Annotated in this window: 18 protein-coding genes; 13 read left to right on the forward strand and 5 right to left on the reverse strand. The window is 73.1% G+C overall.

The features are described 5' to 3' along the window. Window positions 1-75: 75 nt before the first annotated feature. Entirely contained in the window at window positions 76-759 is a 684-nt protein-coding gene (locus tag ACN27D_RS30780) for a response regulator (RefSeq protein WP_120570083.1), read from the reverse strand. 1,064 nt (window positions 760-1,823) lie between these two features. After that, window positions 1,824-2,741 (reverse strand): RecB family exonuclease, encoded by a 918-nt coding sequence (locus ACN27D_RS30785; protein WP_421500668.1) that lies wholly within the window; start codon window positions 2,739-2,741, stop codon window positions 1,824-1,826. Between the two features lie 215 nt (window positions 2,742-2,956). Between ACN27D_RS30785 and ACN27D_RS30790 the strand changes: the two genes are divergently transcribed. The 3 genes from ACN27D_RS30790 to ACN27D_RS30800 all read left to right on the forward strand — a co-directional run bounded on the left by ACN27D_RS30790 (window position 2,957) and on the right by ACN27D_RS30800 (window position 5,704). After that, window positions 2,957-4,015 (forward strand): M50 family metallopeptidase, encoded by a 1,059-nt coding sequence (locus ACN27D_RS30790; protein WP_421501218.1) that lies wholly within the window; start codon window positions 2,957-2,959, stop codon window positions 4,013-4,015. After that, window positions 4,012-4,956, forward strand: a complete 945-nt coding sequence (locus tag ACN27D_RS30795; protein WP_357895608.1) for a tRNA (adenine-N1)-methyltransferase — start codon at window positions 4,012-4,014, stop codon at window positions 4,954-4,956. The genes ACN27D_RS30790 and ACN27D_RS30795 overlap by 4 nt, the downstream gene beginning before the upstream one ends. Before the next feature lie 175 nt (window positions 4,957-5,131). Next, a complete protein-coding gene (locus ACN27D_RS30800) occupies window positions 5,132-5,704 on the forward strand; it encodes a hypothetical protein (RefSeq protein WP_120570080.1) in 573 nt (190 codons plus the stop codon). Window positions 5,705-5,759: 55 nt separating this feature from the next. On the opposite strand, the gene ACN27D_RS30805 is transcribed toward ACN27D_RS30800, so the two are convergent. After that, complete coding sequence (locus ACN27D_RS30805) at window positions 5,760-6,053, reverse strand: ferredoxin (RefSeq protein ID WP_013286103.1); 294 nt, start codon at window positions 6,051-6,053, stop codon at window positions 5,760-5,762. A 177-nt stretch (window positions 6,054-6,230) separates the two neighbouring features. On the opposite strand from ACN27D_RS30805, the gene arc reads away from it, so the two are divergent. The 8 genes from arc (at window position 6,231) to ACN27D_RS30845 (ending at window position 13,698) form a co-directional block, all read left to right on the forward strand. Beyond that, window positions 6,231-8,012: a proteasome ATPase gene (gene arc / locus ACN27D_RS30810; RefSeq protein ID WP_091428079.1), complete on the forward strand. Its 1,782-nt coding sequence runs from the start codon at window positions 6,231-6,233 to the stop codon at window positions 8,010-8,012. Window positions 8,013-8,177: 165 nt separating this feature from the next. Further along, window positions 8,178-9,695 carry a depupylase/deamidase Dop gene (gene dop, locus ACN27D_RS30815; protein ID WP_121685617.1) on the forward strand — a complete coding sequence of 506 codons (1,518 nt, stop codon included), beginning with the start codon at window positions 8,178-8,180 and terminating at the stop codon, window positions 9,693-9,695. Between the two features lie 107 nt (window positions 9,696-9,802). Then, entirely contained in the window at window positions 9,803-10,009 is a 207-nt protein-coding gene (locus tag ACN27D_RS30820) for a ubiquitin-like protein Pup (RefSeq protein ID WP_013286106.1), read from the forward strand. Then, complete coding sequence (locus ACN27D_RS30825) at window positions 9,987-10,268, forward strand: endonuclease domain-containing protein (protein ID WP_421500669.1); 282 nt, start codon at window positions 9,987-9,989, stop codon at window positions 10,266-10,268. The genes ACN27D_RS30820 and ACN27D_RS30825 overlap by 23 nt, the downstream gene beginning before the upstream one ends. Next, entirely contained in the window at window positions 10,187-11,026 is an 840-nt protein-coding gene (prcB, locus tag ACN27D_RS30830) for a proteasome subunit beta (RefSeq protein ID WP_199733259.1), read from the forward strand. Before ACN27D_RS30825 ends, prcB begins: the two co-directional genes overlap by 82 nt. A 54-nt stretch (window positions 11,027-11,080) precedes the next feature. After that, the gene (gene prcA / locus ACN27D_RS30835) at window positions 11,081-11,914 is read left to right on the forward strand and encodes a proteasome subunit alpha (protein ID WP_120570077.1); all 834 of its coding nucleotides are present in this window, start codon (window positions 11,081-11,083) and stop codon (window positions 11,912-11,914) included. A 147-nt stretch (window positions 11,915-12,061) separates the two neighbouring features. Then, entirely contained in the window at window positions 12,062-13,420 is a 1,359-nt protein-coding gene (pafA, locus tag ACN27D_RS30840; protein WP_013286109.1) for a Pup--protein ligase, read from the forward strand. Window positions 13,421-13,479: 59 nt separating this feature from the next. Further along, window positions 13,480-13,698, forward strand: coding sequence for a hypothetical protein (locus ACN27D_RS30845; RefSeq protein ID WP_121685620.1), 219 nt, complete (start codon window positions 13,480-13,482; stop codon window positions 13,696-13,698). A gap of 12 nt (window positions 13,699-13,710) precedes the next feature. Here ACN27D_RS30845 and ACN27D_RS30850 read toward each other — a convergent pair whose 3' ends face one another. Together ACN27D_RS30850 and ACN27D_RS30855 are read right to left on the reverse strand one after the other, a co-directional pair. Next, on the reverse strand, window positions 13,711-14,796 hold the full coding sequence (locus ACN27D_RS30850) for a DUF3866 family protein (protein ID WP_358176014.1): 1,086 nt from the start codon (window positions 14,794-14,796) through the stop codon (window positions 13,711-13,713). A 44-nt stretch (window positions 14,797-14,840) separates the two neighbouring features. Then, window positions 14,841-15,833: a cation diffusion facilitator family transporter gene (locus ACN27D_RS30855; protein ID WP_421500670.1), complete on the reverse strand. Its 993-nt coding sequence runs from the start codon at window positions 15,831-15,833 to the stop codon at window positions 14,841-14,843. 104 nt (window positions 15,834-15,937) lie between these two features. Here ACN27D_RS30855 and ACN27D_RS30860 point away from each other — a divergent pair, with 104 nt between their 5' ends. Both ACN27D_RS30860 and ACN27D_RS30865 read left to right on the forward strand, forming a co-directional pair. Next, the gene (locus ACN27D_RS30860) at window positions 15,938-16,936 is read left to right on the forward strand and encodes a helix-turn-helix transcriptional regulator (protein WP_421500671.1); all 999 of its coding nucleotides are present in this window, start codon (window positions 15,938-15,940) and stop codon (window positions 16,934-16,936) included. Next, entirely contained in the window at window positions 16,933-17,940 is a 1,008-nt protein-coding gene (locus ACN27D_RS30865; protein ID WP_120570074.1) for a helix-turn-helix transcriptional regulator, read from the forward strand. Before ACN27D_RS30860 ends, ACN27D_RS30865 begins: the two co-directional genes overlap by 4 nt. The last annotated feature ends 3 nt before the right edge of the window (window positions 17,941-17,943 follow it).

Here is a 17,943-nt window from a genome sequence, read left to right on the forward strand (position 1 = left end):
ACGTCAGGGCCTCACCTGGCGTGATGGTCAACACATCAGCCCCGCTGCTGGTCACGGTAGGTGACACGCGCCACCTCAGCCGCCGGGACGGACCAGGCCCGTCTCGTACGCCAGCACGACCGCCTGCACCCGGTCGCGCAACCGTAGCTTCGTGAGCACGTGCCCGACATGGGTTTTCACGGTGGTCTCGCTGACCGACAGCACCCGGGCGATCTCCGCGTTGGACAGTCCGCGCGCCATGTGGGTGAGCACCTCACGCTCCCGGTCGGTCAGCGGTTCCAGCGCCCGCGCCGGTGCGACGGCCGGGTCCGGCAGCACCTGTGCGAACCGGTCCAGCAGCCGGCGCAGGACGCGCGGGGACATCACCGCGCCCCCGGCGGCCACCGTGCGGATCGCGGCCACGAGGTCCTCGGCCGGCACGTCCTTGGTCAGGAAACCGCCCGCCCCGGCCCGCAACGCCCCGACGACGTGCTCGTCCTGCGCGAACGTGGTGAGCACGAGCACGCGTACCGGCAGTCGGGCCGACACGATCGCCCGGGTGGCGGCCACCCCGTCCAGGCGCGGCATCCGGATGTCCATCAGCACCACGTCGGGCAGCAGCCGCCGGGACAGCTCCACCGCCTCCGCGCCGTCGCCGGCCTCACCCACCACGTCGAGGTCGTCCTCCGCGCCGAGCACCATCCGGAATCCGGTACGCAGCAGCGGCTGGTCGTCGGCGAGCAGGACCCGCACCGGCCGGGACACGGCGCCCTCGGTCATGCGTCCCCCTCGTCGTCCGGGCGGCGGTCCGGCCGGGACCCGTCGGCGCCGGCACGCGCCCGCGATCCATCCGGCGTGAACCGGGCCGCGGTAACCACCGTAGAGGGCGCCGCCCGCGCGGTCGCCGATCAGGCCGCCCCGGTCCCGCAGGTTGGCCGCGCTCCGCGCGCCCGGCCCGCGCGGGATCGTGGACGGTCTGCGTAACGGGCTCGGGCGGGATCGTGGGCGGTGTGCGGGCTCGCGCGGGATCGTGGGCGGTCTGTGTGCCGGGCTCGCGCGGGATCGCCGGTGCCCCACGGTGGCCCGGCATCGCATTCGTCCGCGCGGTGACCCGGCGCCCGGCTCGCCCCGCGATGACCCGGTGCCGGACTCGCCCGGTTCGGGGAGCGCCGCGCTCCGCTCGGCGAGCCCGTCGCCGATGGTGGGGCACGCCCGCACCCATGATCGACCCCACTTCGCCGAGGTGGCTGCATCCCACCCCCGTCGACCCCGCCACCTCCCCGAACTGGCGCGTCCCGCCCTCGTCGACCCCGCCACCTCCCCGAAGTGGCGCGTCCCGCCCTCGTCGACCCCGCCACCTCCCCGAGGTGGCGTGTCCCGCCCTCGTCGACTCCGCCACCTCCCCGAGGTGACCGCATCCCATCTCCGTCGATCCCGCCACCTCGGCGAAGTGCCGCGCGTGCCCGGTCGCCACCGGTGGTGATCCACGCCTGCTCGGGGAGGTTGCGGCATCGCGCACCGCTCGATCCCGCCACCTGCCCGAGGTGGCGCGTCCCGCTCCCGTCAACCTCGCCACTTCGGTGAAGTGGCCGGGGCGCCCGGTCGCCACCGATGGTGATCCACGCCTGCTCGGGGAGGTTGCGGCATCACGCACCGCCCGACCCCGCCACCTCCCCGAAGTGGCACGCATGCCCCACGGGACGGGAAGCGGGCGGTCAGGTGGGGGTGGTTACCCAGCGGGATCCCGGGCGCCCTTGCGTGCTGGCTGGCCTGCGCGGGATCGCCCGCCGATAGGGGCCGTCCGGCCAGGCGTCAGCCCGGGCACCCGCCGGCAGGAGCGGAGGTCACTCGTCGGCGCCGGGCGCCACCGGGCGGGAGCGGGCGTCCACCAGCGGGTCGGGTGCGGCGGCGGGCGTCGGGAACGGCGGCGGCGTCCCGCCGTAGCTCGGACACAGCGCCTGGTGGTTGCACCAGTCGCACAGGCGGCTCGGCCGGGGGCGGAAGTCCTGCCGGGCGGTGGCCTGCTCGATCGCCCGCCACAGCGCCACCACGGTGCGCTCGAAGCGCACCAGTTCGTCGGCGTCCGGCGCGTAGTCGCAGACCTCGGCGTCCTTCAGGTAGAGCAGCCGCAGCACCCGCGGCACCACGCCCCGGGTTCGCCACAGCACCAGGGCGTAGAACTTGAGCTGGAACAGCGCCCGCGCCTCGAACGCCTCCCGCGGCGCCCCGCCGGTCTTGTAGTCGACCACCCGCAGCGCGCCGTCCGGCGCCACGTCGAGCCGGTCGAGGTAGCCCCGGATGAGCAACTCGTCGTCGACCACCGCGGAGATGAGCGCCTCGCGCTCGGCCGGTTCCAGCCGGCGCGGATCCTCCACCGCGAAGTAGCCGTCCAGCAGCGCCGTCGCCGACCGGAGGAACTCCTGCGGCCCGACGGCGTCGCCGTCGGCGAACAGCGTGGCCAGCTCCGGCTCCTCGGTGACCAGCCGGTCCCACTGCGGGGCGACCAGGTCACCGGCCGACTCCGGGGTGCGCGCAGGGGCCGGCAGGTCGAACAGTCGCTCCAGCACCGCGTGCACGAGCGTGCCCCGGGCCTGCTCGACGGTCGGCCGCTCGGGCAGCCGGTCGATGCTACGGAACCGGTAGAGCAGCGGGCAGGTCTTGAAGTCGGCCGCCCGCGACGGCGACAACGAGGCCCGCACGGTGACCGGCGCCGGTGCCGCCGTCCGGTCGCCGTGACTGTCGATCATCGGTTCCGCCGTCATGCCCGGAAGGTTAGGGCACGCGTGTGACAGGACCGGCGTCGCCGCACCGGAGCATGATCCGCAACCGTGGCGCCCTCAGTCGTCCACGGCTGCGGGGCTCGCCGAAGCTCAGCTCACGTAGCATCGGGCCGGTGCAGCAGCGGAGCCGAGGACCCCGCCGGCCGGGGCTCAGCCTCGGCCGGGTCCTCGGGGTGCCGCTGCGCGTCGACGCCTCGATGCTGCTGCTCACCGTCGTGGTCACCGTGCTGTACGCGGCACTGGCCCGCCGCCAGCTCGACCTCGGCCCGCTCGGCGGCTACCTGGTCGGCCTCGGCTTCGTGATCTCGCTGCTCGGCTCCGTGCTGCTGCACGAGCTGGGGCACGCGCTGACCGCCCGCCGGTACGGCATCGGTGTGCGGGGGATCACCCTGGAACTGCTCGGCGGCTACACCGAGATGGACCGCGACGCCCCCAGCCCCCGGGTCGAGCTGCTGATCTCCCTGGCCGGCCCGGCTGTCTCCGCGGTGCTCGGCGCCGGCGCGGTCGCCGCCACCCTCGCCCTGCCCGCCGGCACGCTCGGCCACCAGCTCGCCTTCCAGCTCGCGGTGAGCAACGTGGTGGTGGCGATCTTCAACAGCCTGCCCGGCCTGCCACTGGACGGCGGACGGGCGCTGCGCGCCGCCGTGTGGGCGATCACCCGCGACCGGCACCGCGGCACCGAGGTGGCCGGCTGGGTGGGCCGGGCCGTCGCGCTGGGCACGCTGGTGCTGGTCGTGGTGCTCACCATGCGCCGGGCACTGGCACCCCTGGCCCTGCCGCTGCTGCTGCTCGTCGCGCTGACGCTGTGGCGCGGCGCCGGCCAGTCGATCCGGCTGGCGCGCATCGGCCGCCGGCTGCACCTGGTCGACCTGGCCCGGCTTGCCCGCACGGTGCTGCCGGTGCCCACCGGCACGCCGCTGGCCGAGGCCCAGCGCCGCCGCGACGAGGCGGGCACCCCCGAGGCGGCACTCGGCGTGGTCGACTCGGCCGGCCGTACCGTCGCCCTGGTCGACCCGGCCCGCGTCGCCGCCGTACCCCCGGAACGGAGGCCGTGGGTCGCGGTGGACGAGGTGGCCCGCGACCTGTCCGCCGTGCCGGCCCTGCCGCTCGGGGCGGACGGCGAGCGCGTGCTGGAGACCGTGCGCACCCACCCGGGCGCGCAGTACGTCGTGACGGCAGGCGAAGATGTGGTCGGCGTGCTGCACATCGCGGATCTCGCCCAGCTCCTGGAACCCGAACGGAAGACGAACACGTGACCGCAGAGATCTCCACCGTCCCGGCGTTGCCCCCGGTCCATCGCGGGCCGTTCCGGCCGGGCGACCGGGTCCAGCTGACCGACCCGAAGGGCCGGATGCACACCGTGACGCTGGAGCCGGGCAAGGAGTTCCACACCCACCGCGGGATCCTCAAGCACGACACCCTGATCGGCCTGCCCGACGGCAGCGTGGTCACCACCGCCGGCGGCGGCACCGCGTTCCTGGCGCTGCGGCCGCTGCTGTCGGACTACGTGCTGTCCATGCCGCGCGGCGCCCAGGTGATCTACCCGAAGGACTCGGCACAGATCGTCGCGATGGGCGACATCTTCCCCGGCGCCAAGGTGCTGGAGGCCGGCGCCGGGTCCGGCGCGCTGTCCTGCTCGCTGCTGCGGGCCGTCGGCACCGAGGGCGAGCTGCACTCGTTCGAGGTACGCGACGACTTCGCCCAGATCGCCCGCCGCAACGTCGAGGCGTTCTTCAACGGCCCGCACCCGGCCTGGAACCTGCACGTCGGCGACGTCGCCGACTGCGCCGAGACCGGTTTCGACCGGATCATCCTGGACATGCTCACCCCGTGGGAGATGCTCGACATGGTCGAGCGGGCGCTCGTGCCCGGCGGCGTGCTGATCGGCTACGTGGCCACCACCCCGCAGCTGTCCGAGCTTGTCGAGGCGCTGCGCGAGCGCGGCGGCTGGACCGAGCCGCGCGCCTGGGAGTCGCTGGTGCGCGACTGGCACGCCGAAGGGCTGGCGGTGCGCCCGGACCACCGGATGATCGCCCACACCGCGTTCCTGGTCTCCGCCCGCAAGCTCGCCCCCGGGGTCACCGCGCCGCCGCGCCGGCGCAAGCCCAGCAAGGGCGCCGAGGCGTACGCGCAGCGCCGCGACGCCCTGCGCGCCGCCGCGGCCGCCCGCGCGGCGGAGGAGCCGGAGCAGTCCTGACCCCCGCCGCGCGGACGCGCGCGCACGGGCGGATCATGTGTGCCGGTGGGGACGACACCTGAGCGGGTGGAGACGGTGGCATGAGCGAGCGGATCGGGGCGCGCGTCGGGCGGCGCGCCCGTGCCGGTGACCGAAACCGATGGTGGCGCCGCGGCGCGGGTCGGCGGGAGGCGGCGTGAGCAACCCCGGCTACGGCAACGGCGACCTGCCCGCCGTCTTCCCGGACTGGTCGCCCTACACCGACCTGGAGTCGGCCGCCCGGGCGTACCTGCGCGACCCGGACATCGCGTTGGAGGCGCTCGACGGCGTGCTGCGCGGCGCGTCCGTGCTCGGCTTCACGCTGGAGCGCTTCGTCAACGAGGTGAACGGGGTGTGGCAGGAGGTCGTCGTCTGCGACGGCAGCCGGCTGGTGCTCTGGCACGGCGAGGACGTGCCGCCGGGGGAGGGGCCGCCCGGCGCGATGACCTCGTCGCTGCGGGTGGTGCCGCTGTCCACCGTCACCGAGGTCGGCTGCCGGCGGCGGCTCATGCGCGCCGACAACGGCACCGTACGGGTCGACAGCATCGACGTGTACCTGCTGCTCAGCTCGCTGGACGAGGCGCCGCCCAGCGACGAGGCGGTCGGCGCGCCCCGGCACGACGCACTGCGCTTCGGCAAGACCCTCGACGACGGCGGGGCGGGGCAGATCGCCCGGCTGGAGGAGTTCGCCCGGCTGGTCGCCTCGGTCGTCGGCCGGCCCCTGCTCTGAGGCGGACGCACGACGGGCCGGGGACGTGTCCCCGGCCCGTCGTGTCCGTCTCCGCTCAGTCCTCGGCCTCCGGGCCGGCCACCTCGACGCCGTCGCTGCCGCGCACGACGTGGATGCACTCGCCCGGGCACTCCTTCGCCGAGTCGATCACCTCGAGGCGCAGGTGCTCCGGCACGTCCACCCGGGCGCCGGGGGCCTGCCGCAGCTCGCCGTCCGGGCCCTTGACGTACGCCAGGCCGTCGACGTCGAACTCGAAGACCTCCGGCGCGTACTGCACGCAGAGCCCGTCACCGGTGCAGAGGTCCTGATCCACCCAGACCTGCAACTGGTCGGTCGCGACGTCGGTCACGAAGCACCCCCCATGTTCTCCCGTCCCACACTCCGACGGTACCCGAACGCCCGTACCCGCCCCGCGACCAGCCCTTCGCGATCAAGCTTCGGTGACGAGCGCGTTGCTGTGGACCGAATCGGGCTCATAGCGGCTAGTGTTAGGTCAGAACGTTCAAGCCCCCCGGGGAGGTGGGACGTGGCACGCAGCGACGACGCGGACTCGCGCGCCGCACGGTGGGAAAAGGAAGCCCACGATCTCTCCACGCAGGTCGCGTTCCTGCAAGAGGAACTCGCTCTGGTGCGGCGCAAGTTGACCGAAAGCCCCCGACACGTCCGGCAGCTCGAAGAGCGGCTGGCGGCCACCCAGGCACAGTTGGCGCGGCTGACCGAGAACAACGAACGGCTCGTGAGCACCCTCAAGGAGGCTCGCGCGCAGATCGTGACGCTCAAGGAGGAGATCGACCGTCTCGCCCAGCCGCCGAGTGGCTACGGCGTCTTCCTGGCCAAGCACGACGACGGCACGGTGGACGTGTTCACCGGCGGGCGCAAGCTCCGGGTGGCCGTCTCGCCCTCGCTCGAGGTCGACGAGCTGCGCCGTGGCCAGGAGGTCCTGCTCAACGACGCGCTCAACATCGTCGACGCGTTCGGCTACGAGCGGGTCGGCGAGGTGGTGATGCTCAAGGAGATCCTGGCGGGCCCGGAGGGCGCTCCGGGTGACCGGGCGCTCGTGGTGTCGCACTCCGACGAGGAGCGCATCGTGCACCTCGCCGAGACCCTGATCGGCAGCGCGATCCGGGCCGGCGACTCGCTCATGATCGAGCCCCGCTCGGCGTACGCGTACGAGCGGATCCCGAAGAGCGAGGTCGAGGAACTGGTCCTGGAGGAGGTGCCCGACGTCAACTACGAGGACATCGGTGGCCTCCAGGCACAGATCGAGCAGATCCGCGACGCGGTGGAGCTGCCGTTCCTGCACTCCGACCTGTTCCGCGAGCACCAGCTCCGGCCGCCGAAGGGCATCCTGCTCTACGGCCCGCCCGGCTGCGGCAAGACGCTGATCGCCAAGGCGGTGGCCAACTCGCTGGCCAAGAAGATCGCCGAGCGGGAGGGGAAGGATCGCCACACCAGCTTCTTCCTCAACATCAAGGGCCCCGAGCTGCTCAACAAGTACGTCGGCGAGACCGAGCGGCACATCCGGCTGATCTTCCAGCGGGCGCGGGAGAAGGCCGGCGAGGGCACCCCGGTGATCGTGTTCTTCGACGAGATGGACTCTGTGTTCCGCACCCGCGGCTCCGGCGTCTCCTCCGACGTGGAGAACACCATCGTCCCGCAGCTGCTCAGCGAGATCGACGGCGTCGAGGGCCTGGAGAACGTCATCGTCATCGGCGCCTCCAACCGGGAAGACATGATCGACCCGGCGATCCTGCGCCCCGGCCGGCTCGACGTGAAGATCAAGATCGAGCGGCCGGACGCCGAGGCGGCGAAGGACATCTTCTCCAAGTACATCCTCGCCGGCCTGCCGCTGCACGCCGACGACCTGGCCGAGCACGGCGGCGACGCCCAGGCCACCGTCGCGGCGATGATCGACGCGGTGGTCCTGCGGATGTACTCCGAGACCGAGGAGAACCGCTTCCTCGAGGTCACCTACGCCAACGGCGACAAGGAAGTCCTCTACTTCAAGGACTTCAACTCCGGCGCGATGATCCAGAACATCGTGGACCGGGGCAAGAAGATGGCCATCAAGGAGTTCCTCACCTCCGGGCGCAAGGGGCTGCGGCTCCAGCACCTGCTCGATGCCTGCGTCGACGAGTTCCGCGAGAACGAGGACCTGCCCAACACCACCAACCCCGACGACTGGGCCCGCATCTCCGGCAAGAAGGGCGAGCGGATCGTCTACATCCGCACGCTCGTCTCCGGCGGCAAGGGCGCCGAGGCCGGACGGTCCATCGAGACCGCCAGCAACACCGGCCAGTACCTGTAGTCCGGTCCCTCGACGAAGGCCCGTGGCGTACGCGCCACGGGCCTTCGCGCGTATCCGGGTGGGCCGCCACACCGGACCGGCGCTGCCGCCACGCCCCCTCGGCGCGTTACGCCGACTACGCTCGACGTGACGGGGACCGGGACGGCGAGCGGAGCGGGCAGGTCGATGAGCGTTAGACGGATCATGGGCACCGAGGTCGAGTACGGCATCTCCGTGCCCGGTCAGGCCGGAGCCAACCCGATGGTCACCTCCTCCCAGGTGGTCAACGCCTACGGGGCACGGCCGGAACTCAACCGGGGCGGCCGGGCCCGCTGGGACTACGAGGAGGAGTCGCCACTGCGCGACGCCCGCGGGTTCACCTACTCCGGCGCCGCGTACGACCCGGCCGAGGCGCTCGCTGACGAGGACCTCGGGCTCGCCAACGTCATACTCACCAACGGCGCCCGCCTCTACGTCGACCACGCCCACCCGGAGTACTCGACGCCCGAGGTGACGAACCCGCTGGACGTGGTGCGGTGGGACAAGGCGGGGGAGCGGGTGATGGCCGAGGCGGCCCGGCGGGCCGCGACCATCCCGGGCACCCACCCGATCCACCTGTACAAGAACAACACCGACAACAAGGGCGCAAGCTACGGCGCGCACGAGAACTACCTGATGCGCCGGCAGACGCCGTTCGCCGACATCGTGGCGTACCTGACGCCGTTCTTCGTCACCCGGCAGATCGTCTGCGGCGCCGGGCGGGTCGGTATCGGCCAGGACGGCGGCCAGAGCGGTTTCCAGATCTCCCAGCGGGCCGACTTCTTCGAGGTCGAGGTGGGACTGGAGACGACGCTCAAGCGGCCCATCATCAACACCCGCGACGAGCCGCACGCCGACGCCGACAAGTACCGCCGGCTGCACGTCATCATCGGCGACGCCAACCTCTCCGAGATCTCCACGTTCCTCAAGGTCGGCACCACCTCGTTGATCCTCGCCATGATCGAGGAGAAGGCGCTCGGCGCGGACCTGGGCATCGCCGACCCGGTGGCCGAGCTGCGCGCGGTCAGCCACGACCCGTCGCTCAAGCACCTGATGCGGATGCGCGACGGCCGCAAGCTGACCGCGCTGGACGTGCAGTGGGCGTACCTGGAGCGGGTCGGCTCCTTCGTGGACGACCGCTACGGCAAGGACGTGGACGCGCAGACCGCCGACGTGCTGCGCCGCTGGGAGAGCGTGCTGGACCGGCTCGGCCGGGACGCGTTCGAGTGCGCCGACGAGCTGGACTGGGTGGCCAAGCTGCGGCTGCTGGAGGGCTACCGGGAGCGGGAGAAGCTGGCCTGGGGCTCGCACAAGCTGCAACTGGTCGACCTCCAGTACTCCGACGTGCGGCCGGAGAAGGGCCTCTACCACCGCCTGGTGCAGCGCGGCTCGATGAAGACGCTGCTCACCGACGAGCAGACCCGCACCGCGATGACCGAGCCGCCGGAGGACACCCGCGCGTACTTCCGGGGCCGTTGCCTGGACCGGTACGCCTCCGAGGTGGTCGCCGCGAGCTGGGACTCGGTCATCTTCGACGTGGGCCGGGAGTCGCTGGTCCGGGTGCCGATGATGGAGCCCGAGCGGGGCACCCGCGCGCACGTCGGCGAGCTGTTCGACCGCTGCGAGAGCGCCAAGGATCTGCTGGAGACGCTCACCGCCGGGTGACCCCGATGCCGGAAGGCCCGCCGGGTGCCGGAAACGGGCACGCGACGGGCCTTTCGTCGCTCCCGCGAGGTAAGTTGATCGCAGGCGATCGTGGAGGAGGCACCACCATGGCGACGCAAGAGGGTGGGCAGACCCAGTCCGGCAAGTCCCGCGAGGAGGTCGAGGAGGTCACCGCGGAGGCCAACCCCGAGGTGGCTGAGCGGCACGCCGAGATCACCGAGGACGTGGACGACCTGCTCGACGAGATCGACTCCGTCCTGGAGGAGAACGCCGAGGAGTTCGTCCGGGGGTATGTACAAAAGGGCGGCCAGTGAGGCATATGTCCGTTTAGCCCATCAGGGCGAAGGGCAGGCCGTCAACCGCCGGCACCACGATGATCGCACCGGACGGGTGCGCGGGATAATCTGCTTCAACTGCAACGGTGGTCTTGGCCGGTCCCGGGACACTCCCGTGGGGCCGGCCGGGGCGATCACGTACCTGAGAGGAACCACGTGGCAGCGGGTTTTGATCCATCCGGGCGTCTTCCAGATGTGTTCACCAACGCGGGGACGTCCTCCTTCACAGCGTTCCTGAGCAAGGTGGCCCCCGAGATGCTGCCCGGCCGGCGGCCGCTGCCACCCGGCATGGCCGCCGACATGGCGCCGCACGCGACCACGATCGTGGCCATCTCGGCCGCCGGTGGCGTGGTCATGGCCGGCGACCGGCGCGCCACGATGGGCAACCTGATCGCCCAGCGCGACATCGAGAAGGTGCACCCGGCCGACGCGTACTCGCTCGTCGGCATCGCGGGCACCGCCGGCATCGGCATCGAGCTGATGCGACTGTTCCAGGTGGAGCTGGAGCACTACGAGAAGATCGAGGGCGCGATGCTCTCGCTCGACGGCAAGGCCAACCGGCTGGCCTCGATGATCCGCGGCAACCTGGGCGCGGCCATGCAGGGCCTCGCCGTGATCCCGCTGTTCGCCGGCTTCGACCTGGCCGCGAGCGACCCGGCGCGGGCCGGGCGGATCTTCAGCTTCGACGTGACCGGCGGCCCGTACGAGGAGACCGGCTACGACGCCATCGGCTCCGGTTCGCTGTTCGCCAAGTCCGCGCTGAAGAAGCGGTTCCGGACCGGCCTGTCGGTCGAGGACGCGACGCGGCTCGCGGTCGAGGCGCTCTACGACGCGGCGGACGACGACACCGCCACCGGCGGCCCCGACCTGACCCGGCGGATCTACCCGGTCGTGATGACCGCCACCGCCGAGGGCACCCACCGGCTCACCGACGCCGAGACGGCGGCGATCGCGGAGAGCGTGGTGTCCGGCCGGATGGAGAACCCCGGCGGCTGAGGCCGCTCCCACCGTCCACCGAGTCAGCAGTCCCGCAGAAGGAGAACCGCCGCCGTGGCCATGCAGTTCTACGCCTCGCCCGAGCAGATCATGCGCGACCGCTCCGAGCTGGCCCGCAAGGGCATCGCCCGGGGCCGCAGCGCGGTGGTCCTGAGCTACGCGGGCGGGGTGCTCTTCGTCGCCGAGAACCTGTCCAGCACGCTGCACAAGGTCAGCGAGATCTACGACCGGATCGGCTTCGCCGCTGTCGGCCGGTACAACGAGTTCGAGAACCTGCGCCGCGCGGGCGTGCGGATGGCCGACCTCAACGGCCTCAGCTACGACCGGCGGGACGTGAACGGCCTGGCGCTGGCCAACGCGTACGCGCAGACGCTCGGCGCGATCTTCACGGAGCAGTCGAAGCCGTTCGAGGTGGAGATCTGCGTGGCCGAGGTGGGCGCCGCGCCCGAGGACGACTCCCTCTACCGGGTGACCTACGACGGCTCGGTGAACGACGAGCCGGGCCGGATGGCGATGGGCGGCCAGGCCGAGGCGATCAGCGGGGTGCTGAAGAACGAGCACCGGCCGGAGATGTCGCTGTCGGAGGCGGTCCGCGCCGCCATGAAGGCGTTGAGCAGCGTCGGCGGCGAGGGCGGGGCGGCGCGCACCATCGCCGCCAACCAGCTGGAGGTGGCGGTCCTGGACCGGCGCCGGGTGGGGCGTACGTTCCGGCGGATCACCGGTGCGGCGCTGACCGCGCTGCTGGAGGGCGACGCCGAGGCCGACACCGCGCCCGCGCCGGGCCGGGCGAAGACGCCGACCGTGCCGACGGAGGAGGCGAAGAAGCCGACCACGTCGGCGGGTTCGGCCGATCTGGAGGGCAACGCGGAGGACAAGCCCGCCGAGTGACGCGCGTTCACGGACCCCGCCGCCTCGCCGAGGTGGCGGGGTCTTTCGCGTACGGATGCCGCCACCTCGCCGATGTGCGCGGGGGAGATCGCAAGCGACGAGCGTCGGCGCTGCCCATCGGAGGCTCCGGGCGGCTAGTGTCTCATCATGGAGCGGCGAATCTTCGGCCTCGAAACCGAGTACGGCGTCACCTGCACCTATCGCGGGCAACGCCGACTGTCCCCCGACGAGGTCGCGCGGTACCTGTTCCGGCGGGTGGTGTCGTGGGGCCGGTCGAGCAACGTGTTCCTGCGCAACGGCGCCCGCCTCTATCTGGACGTGGGCTCGCACCCGGAGTACGCGACTCCGGAGTGCGACTCGGTGACCGACCTGGTGGCACACGACCGGGCCGGTGAGCGGATCCTGGAGGGGCTGCTCGTCGACGCCGAGAAGCGGCTGCACGACGAGGGCATCGCGGGCGAGATCTACCTGTTCAAGAACAACACCGACTCGGCCGGCAACTCGTACGGCTGCCACGAGAACTACCTGGTGTCCCGGCACGGCGAGTTCGGCCGGCTCGCCGACGTGCTCATCCCGTTCCTGGTCACCCGGCAGTTGATCTGCGGCGCGGGCAAGGTGCTGCAGACGCCGCGCGGTGCGGTCTACTGCCTGTCCCAGCGGGCCGAGCACATCTGGGAGGGTGTCTCGTCGGCGACCACCCGCAGCCGGCCGATCATCAACACCCGGGACGAGCCGCACGCGGACGCCGAGCGCTACCGCCGGCTGCACGTGATCGTCGGCGACTCGAACATGAACGAGGTCACCACGCTGCTGAAGGTCGGCACGGCCGACATCGTGCTGCGGATGATCGAGGCCGGTGTGGTGATGCGCGACCTGACGCTGGAGAACCCGATCCGGGCGATCCGCGAGGTGTCGCACGACATCACCGGCCGGCGCAAGGTGCGGCTGGCCTCCGGCAAGGAGGTCTCGGCGCTGGAGATCCAGCAGGAATACCTGGCCAAGGCGACGGAGTTCGTGGAGCGCCGGGGCGGCGACCAGACCGCGAAGCGGGTGGTCGACCTGTGGGGCCGGGTGTTGCGCGCGGTCGAGACCGGCGACCTGGACCCGGTGGCCCGCGAGATCGACTGGGTCACGAAGCTGAAGCTGATCGAGCGTTACCAGCGCAAGCACGACCTGCCGCTGTCGCACCCGCGGGTGGCGCAGATGGACCTGGCCTACCACGACCTGCGGCGCGGGCGCGGCCTGTACGGGCTGCTGGAGCGCCGCCGCGAGGTGGACCGGGTGGCCACCGACCCGGAGATCTTCGAGGCGAAGGAGACGCCGCCGCAGACGACCCGGGCGCGGCTGCGCGGCGAGTTCATCCGCCACGCCCAGGAGAAGCGGCGTGACTTCACCGTGGACTGGGTGCACCTGAAGCTGAACGACCAGGCGCAGCGCACGGTGCTGTGCAAGGACCCGTTCCGGGCCTACGACGAGCGGGTGGAGCGGCTGATCGCCAGCATGTGATCGTGCGGGCGGCCGGTGCCCGGCACCGGCCGCCCGTCCACGGGTACGCTGGCGTCGCGATGAACACTTCCGAATCCGCCGGTGGGTCCGGCCGCGAGACGTCCTCGGGTCGTGACGGCACCGAGAAGCTCAACTGGATCGACCGCCGGCGGGAGAAGATCCGGGCCGAGATCGAACGCAACAGGCGCGGCGACTACACGGTGCCGACCTGGGTGCTGGCCGCGGCGCTGGTGCTGATCGTGGGCGCCTGGCTGGCGTTGATCCTGTTCCTCGGCTGAGTGCCGCGCCGGTCAACCCAGCAGGCGGGCCGCGTGCCGGCCGGCGGCGGCCGCGGCCAGGAAGTACGCGTGGTCGGCGTCCAGGCCCCGGCCCATCGTGGACAGGCCGACCGGGGCGGCCCGCAGCGCCGCGTCGAGGCCGTCGGCGGGCACGGTGACGATCCGGTGGCGGTCGGCCAGCGGCGCGAGCGCCGCGGCGACCTCCGCGGCCAGGCCGGTGTCGAGGCCGTCCGGCACGACCAGCTCCGCGGGGGCCAGCGCGACCCGGCCGTACGCGGTGAGGCTGTGGTGGGAGACGCCACGGTGCCGGGGGCGGGCGTCGGCGTCGGAGATGCGCAGCGACCCGACCGGGCGCCCGCCCAGCGTGGCGACCGCGTTCACCGCCTCGCCGACGGCGACGCCGGAGAAGCCCCAGCGGGTGCCGGTGCCGAGGTTGCCCGGCCCCTGGGCGACGATCGTCAGGTCCGCGTCGAGCACGTGCCGCGCGGCGAGCAGACCGCTGTGCAGCGTGCTCGCCTCCAGGTCGCCGCCGAACGCCTGGCCCACGCTCACCGTGCCCACGAGGTGCCCGGACAGCCCGGCCAGCGTGCGGGAGAACCAGGCCGGCAGCGCCCCGCCGTCGGTCAGCACGTACGCCACGCGGGCGTCGGGCGCGTCGGCGCGTACGCCGGCCAGGATCGCGGGCAGCGCGGAGTGCAGGTCGGCGGTGACCACCGGCATGCCGTCCACGGTGTCGGCGGCGGCCAGCCGGTCGTGGTGCGGCGACGCCTCCTCGTCCACGCCGAGCAGGATCGGTTGCAGCGGCGTGTACCGGGCCTTGACCAGGTGCCCGGCGTCGCGGCTGTCGCCGGCCTGCGGCGGGTCCGGCGGCAGCCGGTCGGGCAGCGCCACGACCAGCGCGTAGCCGCCGGTGCCGAGGCCCATCAGCAGCGCGCCGGCGTTGAGCAGCACCCGGTCGCCGGGCTCCGGCTCGCCGACCAGGGCCGGGTAGGCCAGGGCGCGCATCCGCGTGCCGTCGGGCAGGTCGACGTCGAGTTCGGCAGCGCCGGCCCACCGTCGCCGTACCGCCGTGACCGTGCCGGACCGCCATCGCACCATGCGGTGCACGCTATCGGCCGCCGCCGGTACGGCCCCCGGGCGGGTCAGGGGTTCCGGTCGTCGACCGGGCGGCCCGCCTCGTCCTGCGTGGTGCGGGCGGGCCGGCCGGGGGAGCGGGACCGGGTGGGGTCGAGGAAGACGTACGCGATCTCCGGGAAGTGCCCGGTGAGCCGGCGTTCGGCCTCGTCGGCGGCGGCCTCGATGTCGGCGCCGGTGGCGTCGTCGCGGAAGTCGACCTTGGCGGCGACGAGGATGTCGTCCGGGCCGAGGAACATGGTCATCAGGGTGTCGATCCGGTCCACCGTCGGCACGTCCGCCAATTCCCGCTCGATGCGCCGGTGCAGCCGGTCGGAGACGGAGCGGCCGACCAGCAGCGAGATGTTGCTGCGCGCCAGCACGGCGGCGACGACCAGCAGCAGCACGCCGATGAGGATCGAGGCGATCCCGTCGTACAGCTCGTCGCCGGTCAGGTGCGACAGGGTGAGCCCGCCCGCGGCGATCAGCAGGCCGATCAGCGCGGCGCTGTCCTCCAGGAAGACCGCCTTGACCGTGGTGTCGGCGGTCAGGCGCAGGTAGCGGCGCGGGGTGGTGCCCCAGCGGCGCGACTCGCCGCGCACCTGCCGGACCGCCCGGGCCAGCGACACCGACTCGATCGCGAAGGAGACCGCCAGCACCACGTACGCGACGAGGTACTCGCCGCTGTGCTCGTGCACCAGGATGGTGGTGACGCCGTGCGTGACGGCGAAGCCCGCCCCGGCGACGAAGGTGAACAGCGCGGCGAGGAACGCCCAGACGTAGCTCTCCTTGCCGTACCCGAAGGGGTGCCGGGTGTCGGCGGGCCGCGCGCCGCGGCGCAGCGCCAGGTAGAGCAGCACCTCGGTGGTGGTGTCGGCGAGCGAGTGGGCGGCCTCGGAGAGCATCGCCGCGGAGCCCGAGATCAGGCCCGCGACCAGCTTCGCGACGGCGATGGCGAGGTTCGCCGCGCCGGCCACCACGACGGTGCCGACGCTCTCGGTCTTGACCTCCGGTTCCGCCATGCGATCACCCTATGACCGGTCGATGCCCGCCGCCGGGTGGGAAGACCCCCGCGCCGCGCCGCGCGGGTGCCCGCGCCGGACGCGCGGGCTGCTAGCGTTTGGGCGTGTCCCGGACCCGTACCGAACGCCTGGTCAACCTGGTGATCTGCCTGCTGTCGACGCGACGCTTCCTCACCGCCGCGCAGATCGCCGCGACCGTGCCCGGCTACGAGCACGACCCGGACGACGCCAAGGACCACGAGGCGTTCCAGCGCAAGTTCGAGCGCGACAAGGCCGAGCTGCGTGAGCTGGGCGTGCCGCTGGAAACCGGCACGGCGAGCGTCTTCGACGCCGAGCCGGGCTACCGGATCGCGCCGCGCGCGTACGCGTTGCCCGACATCCCGCTCGAACCGGACGAGGCCGCCGCGGTGGGCATCGCCGCCCGGCTGTGGCAGCACGCCGGGCTGGCCGCCGCAGCGTCGTCGGGGCTGGCGAAGCTGCGCGCCGCCGGCATCGACGTGGACCCGCAGGCCACGCTGGGCCTGGAGCCGATGGTGACCGTCGACCCGGCGTTCGCGCCGCTCACCGCCGCCGCGCGGGACCGGCGCGAGGTCAGCTTCGACTACCGCGTGCCGGACCGGGACGCGCCCACCCGCCGCCGGGTGCAGCCGTGGGGCGTGGTCTGCTGGCGCGGCCGGTGGTACGTCGTCGGCCACGACCTCGACCGCGCGGCGACCCGCTGCTTCCGGCTGTCCCGGGTGGTCGGCACGGTGCGGGCGACCGGCGAGCCGGGCGCCTACGAGCCGCCCGCCGGCGTCGACCTGATCAGCCACGTGGCCCGCTGGTCCGGGCCGGTGGAGCGCACCGGCCGGGCCACGGTGCTGGCCACCCCCGGCCGCGCCGCCGGGCTGCGCCGCTGGGCCGTCGAGTGCCAGGCCGGCCCCGACGGAGACCGGCTGGTGCTGCCGTACGCCGACGCCGACTACCTGGCCGGCCAGATCGTCGGGTACGGCCCGGACGTCCGCGTGCTGGAGCCACCGGAGGTACGGGAGGCGGTCGTCCAGCGGCTCAAGGAGGTCGCCGCCCGGCACGACGAGCTGGCCGTGACCGGGGGTGCCCGGTGACCCGCCCGGCGGCCCGCGCGGGCCGTGCCTCCGCCGACCGGCTGGCCCGGCTGCTCAACCTGGTGCCCTACCTGCTGGCCCGCCCCGGCATCGAGATCGCCGAGGCGGCGCACGACCTCGGGGTGACCGAGAAGCAGCTCCGGGAGGACCTGGAACTGCTCTGGGTGTGCGGGCTGCCCGGCTACGGTCCCGGTGACCTGATCGACATGGCGTTCGACGGTGACCGGGTGACGATCACCTACGACGCCGGGATCGACCGCCCGCTGCGGCTCACCCCGGACGAGGCGCTGGCGCTGGTGGTGGCGTTGCGGATGATCGCCGAGACGCCGGGCGTGGCCAACCGGGAGGCGGTCGAGCGGGCACTCGCCAAGATCGAGAACGCGGCCGGCGACCTGGCCGGCGCGCCGGTCGAGGTCCGCCTGCCCGGCGACTCCGCCCGGGTACGCGAGCTGCGCGCCGCCGTCGAGCGCGGCCGGGCGCTGCGGATCACCTACTACACCCCGGCCCGGGACGAGACCACCGAACGCACCATCGACCCGCTGCGGATGCTGATGGTCGGCGGCCGGGCGTACGTGGAGGCGTGGTGCCGCCGCGCCGAGGGGGTGCGGCTGTTCCGGGCCGACCGGATCGACGCGGTGACCGAGCTGCCGGAGCAGGCGGTGGTGCCGCCGCAGGCCCGCCCGCACGATCTCAGCGACGGCGTGTTCAGCCCGTCGGCCGACCTGCCGCTGATCACGCTGCGGATCGGCCGGGGTGAGCGGTGGATCACCGAATATTATCCGTGCGAGCGGGTCGAGGCCGACGGCGAGCAGTGGCTGGTGTCGTTGCGCGTCACCGACCTCGGGTGGGCCCGGCGGTTCGTGCTCGGGCTGGGCCCGGAGGTGACCGTCGTGGCCCCGGCCGAGCTGGCCGAGCAGGTCCGCGCCCAGGCCGTGGCCGCGCTCGACGCGTACGCCACCCCGGCCGGCAGCGCCGACCCGGCGGCCGTCGGCGGCACCCGATAGGCT

The organism is Micromonospora sp. WMMD1274 (assembly GCF_049179035.1).
Classification (GTDB): Bacteria; Actinomycetota; Actinomycetes; order Mycobacteriales; family Micromonosporaceae; genus Micromonospora; species Micromonospora tulbaghiae.

Coding starts and splice junctions, on each gene's coding strand:
- ACN27D_RS30780 (WP_120570083.1), bottom strand. CDS start 759: ATGACCGAGGGCGCCGTGTCCCGGCCGGTGCGGGTCCTGCTCGCCGAC.
- ACN27D_RS30785 (WP_421500668.1), bottom strand. CDS start 2,741: ATGACGGCGGAACCGATGATCGACAGTCACGGCGACCGGACGGCGGCA.
- ACN27D_RS30790 (WP_421501218.1), top strand. CDS start 2,957: ATGCTGCTGCTCACCGTCGTGGTCACCGTGCTGTACGCGGCACTGGCC.
- dop (WP_121685617.1), top strand. CDS start 8,178: ATGAGCGTTAGACGGATCATGGGCACCGAGGTCGAGTACGGCATCTCC.
- ACN27D_RS30820 (WP_013286106.1), top strand. CDS start 9,803: ATGGCGACGCAAGAGGGTGGGCAGACCCAGTCCGGCAAGTCCCGCGAG.
- ACN27D_RS30825 (WP_421500669.1), top strand. CDS start 9,987: ATGTACAAAAGGGCGGCCAGTGAGGCATATGTCCGTTTAGCCCATCAG.
- pafA (WP_013286109.1), top strand. CDS start 12,062: ATGGAGCGGCGAATCTTCGGCCTCGAAACCGAGTACGGCGTCACCTGC.
- ACN27D_RS30845 (WP_121685620.1), top strand. CDS start 13,480: ATGAACACTTCCGAATCCGCCGGTGGGTCCGGCCGCGAGACGTCCTCG.
- ACN27D_RS30850 (WP_358176014.1), bottom strand. CDS start 14,796: ATGGTGCGATGGCGGTCCGGCACGGTCACGGCGGTACGGCGACGGTGG.
- ACN27D_RS30855 (WP_421500670.1), bottom strand. CDS start 15,833: ATGGCGGAACCGGAGGTCAAGACCGAGAGCGTCGGCACCGTCGTGGTG.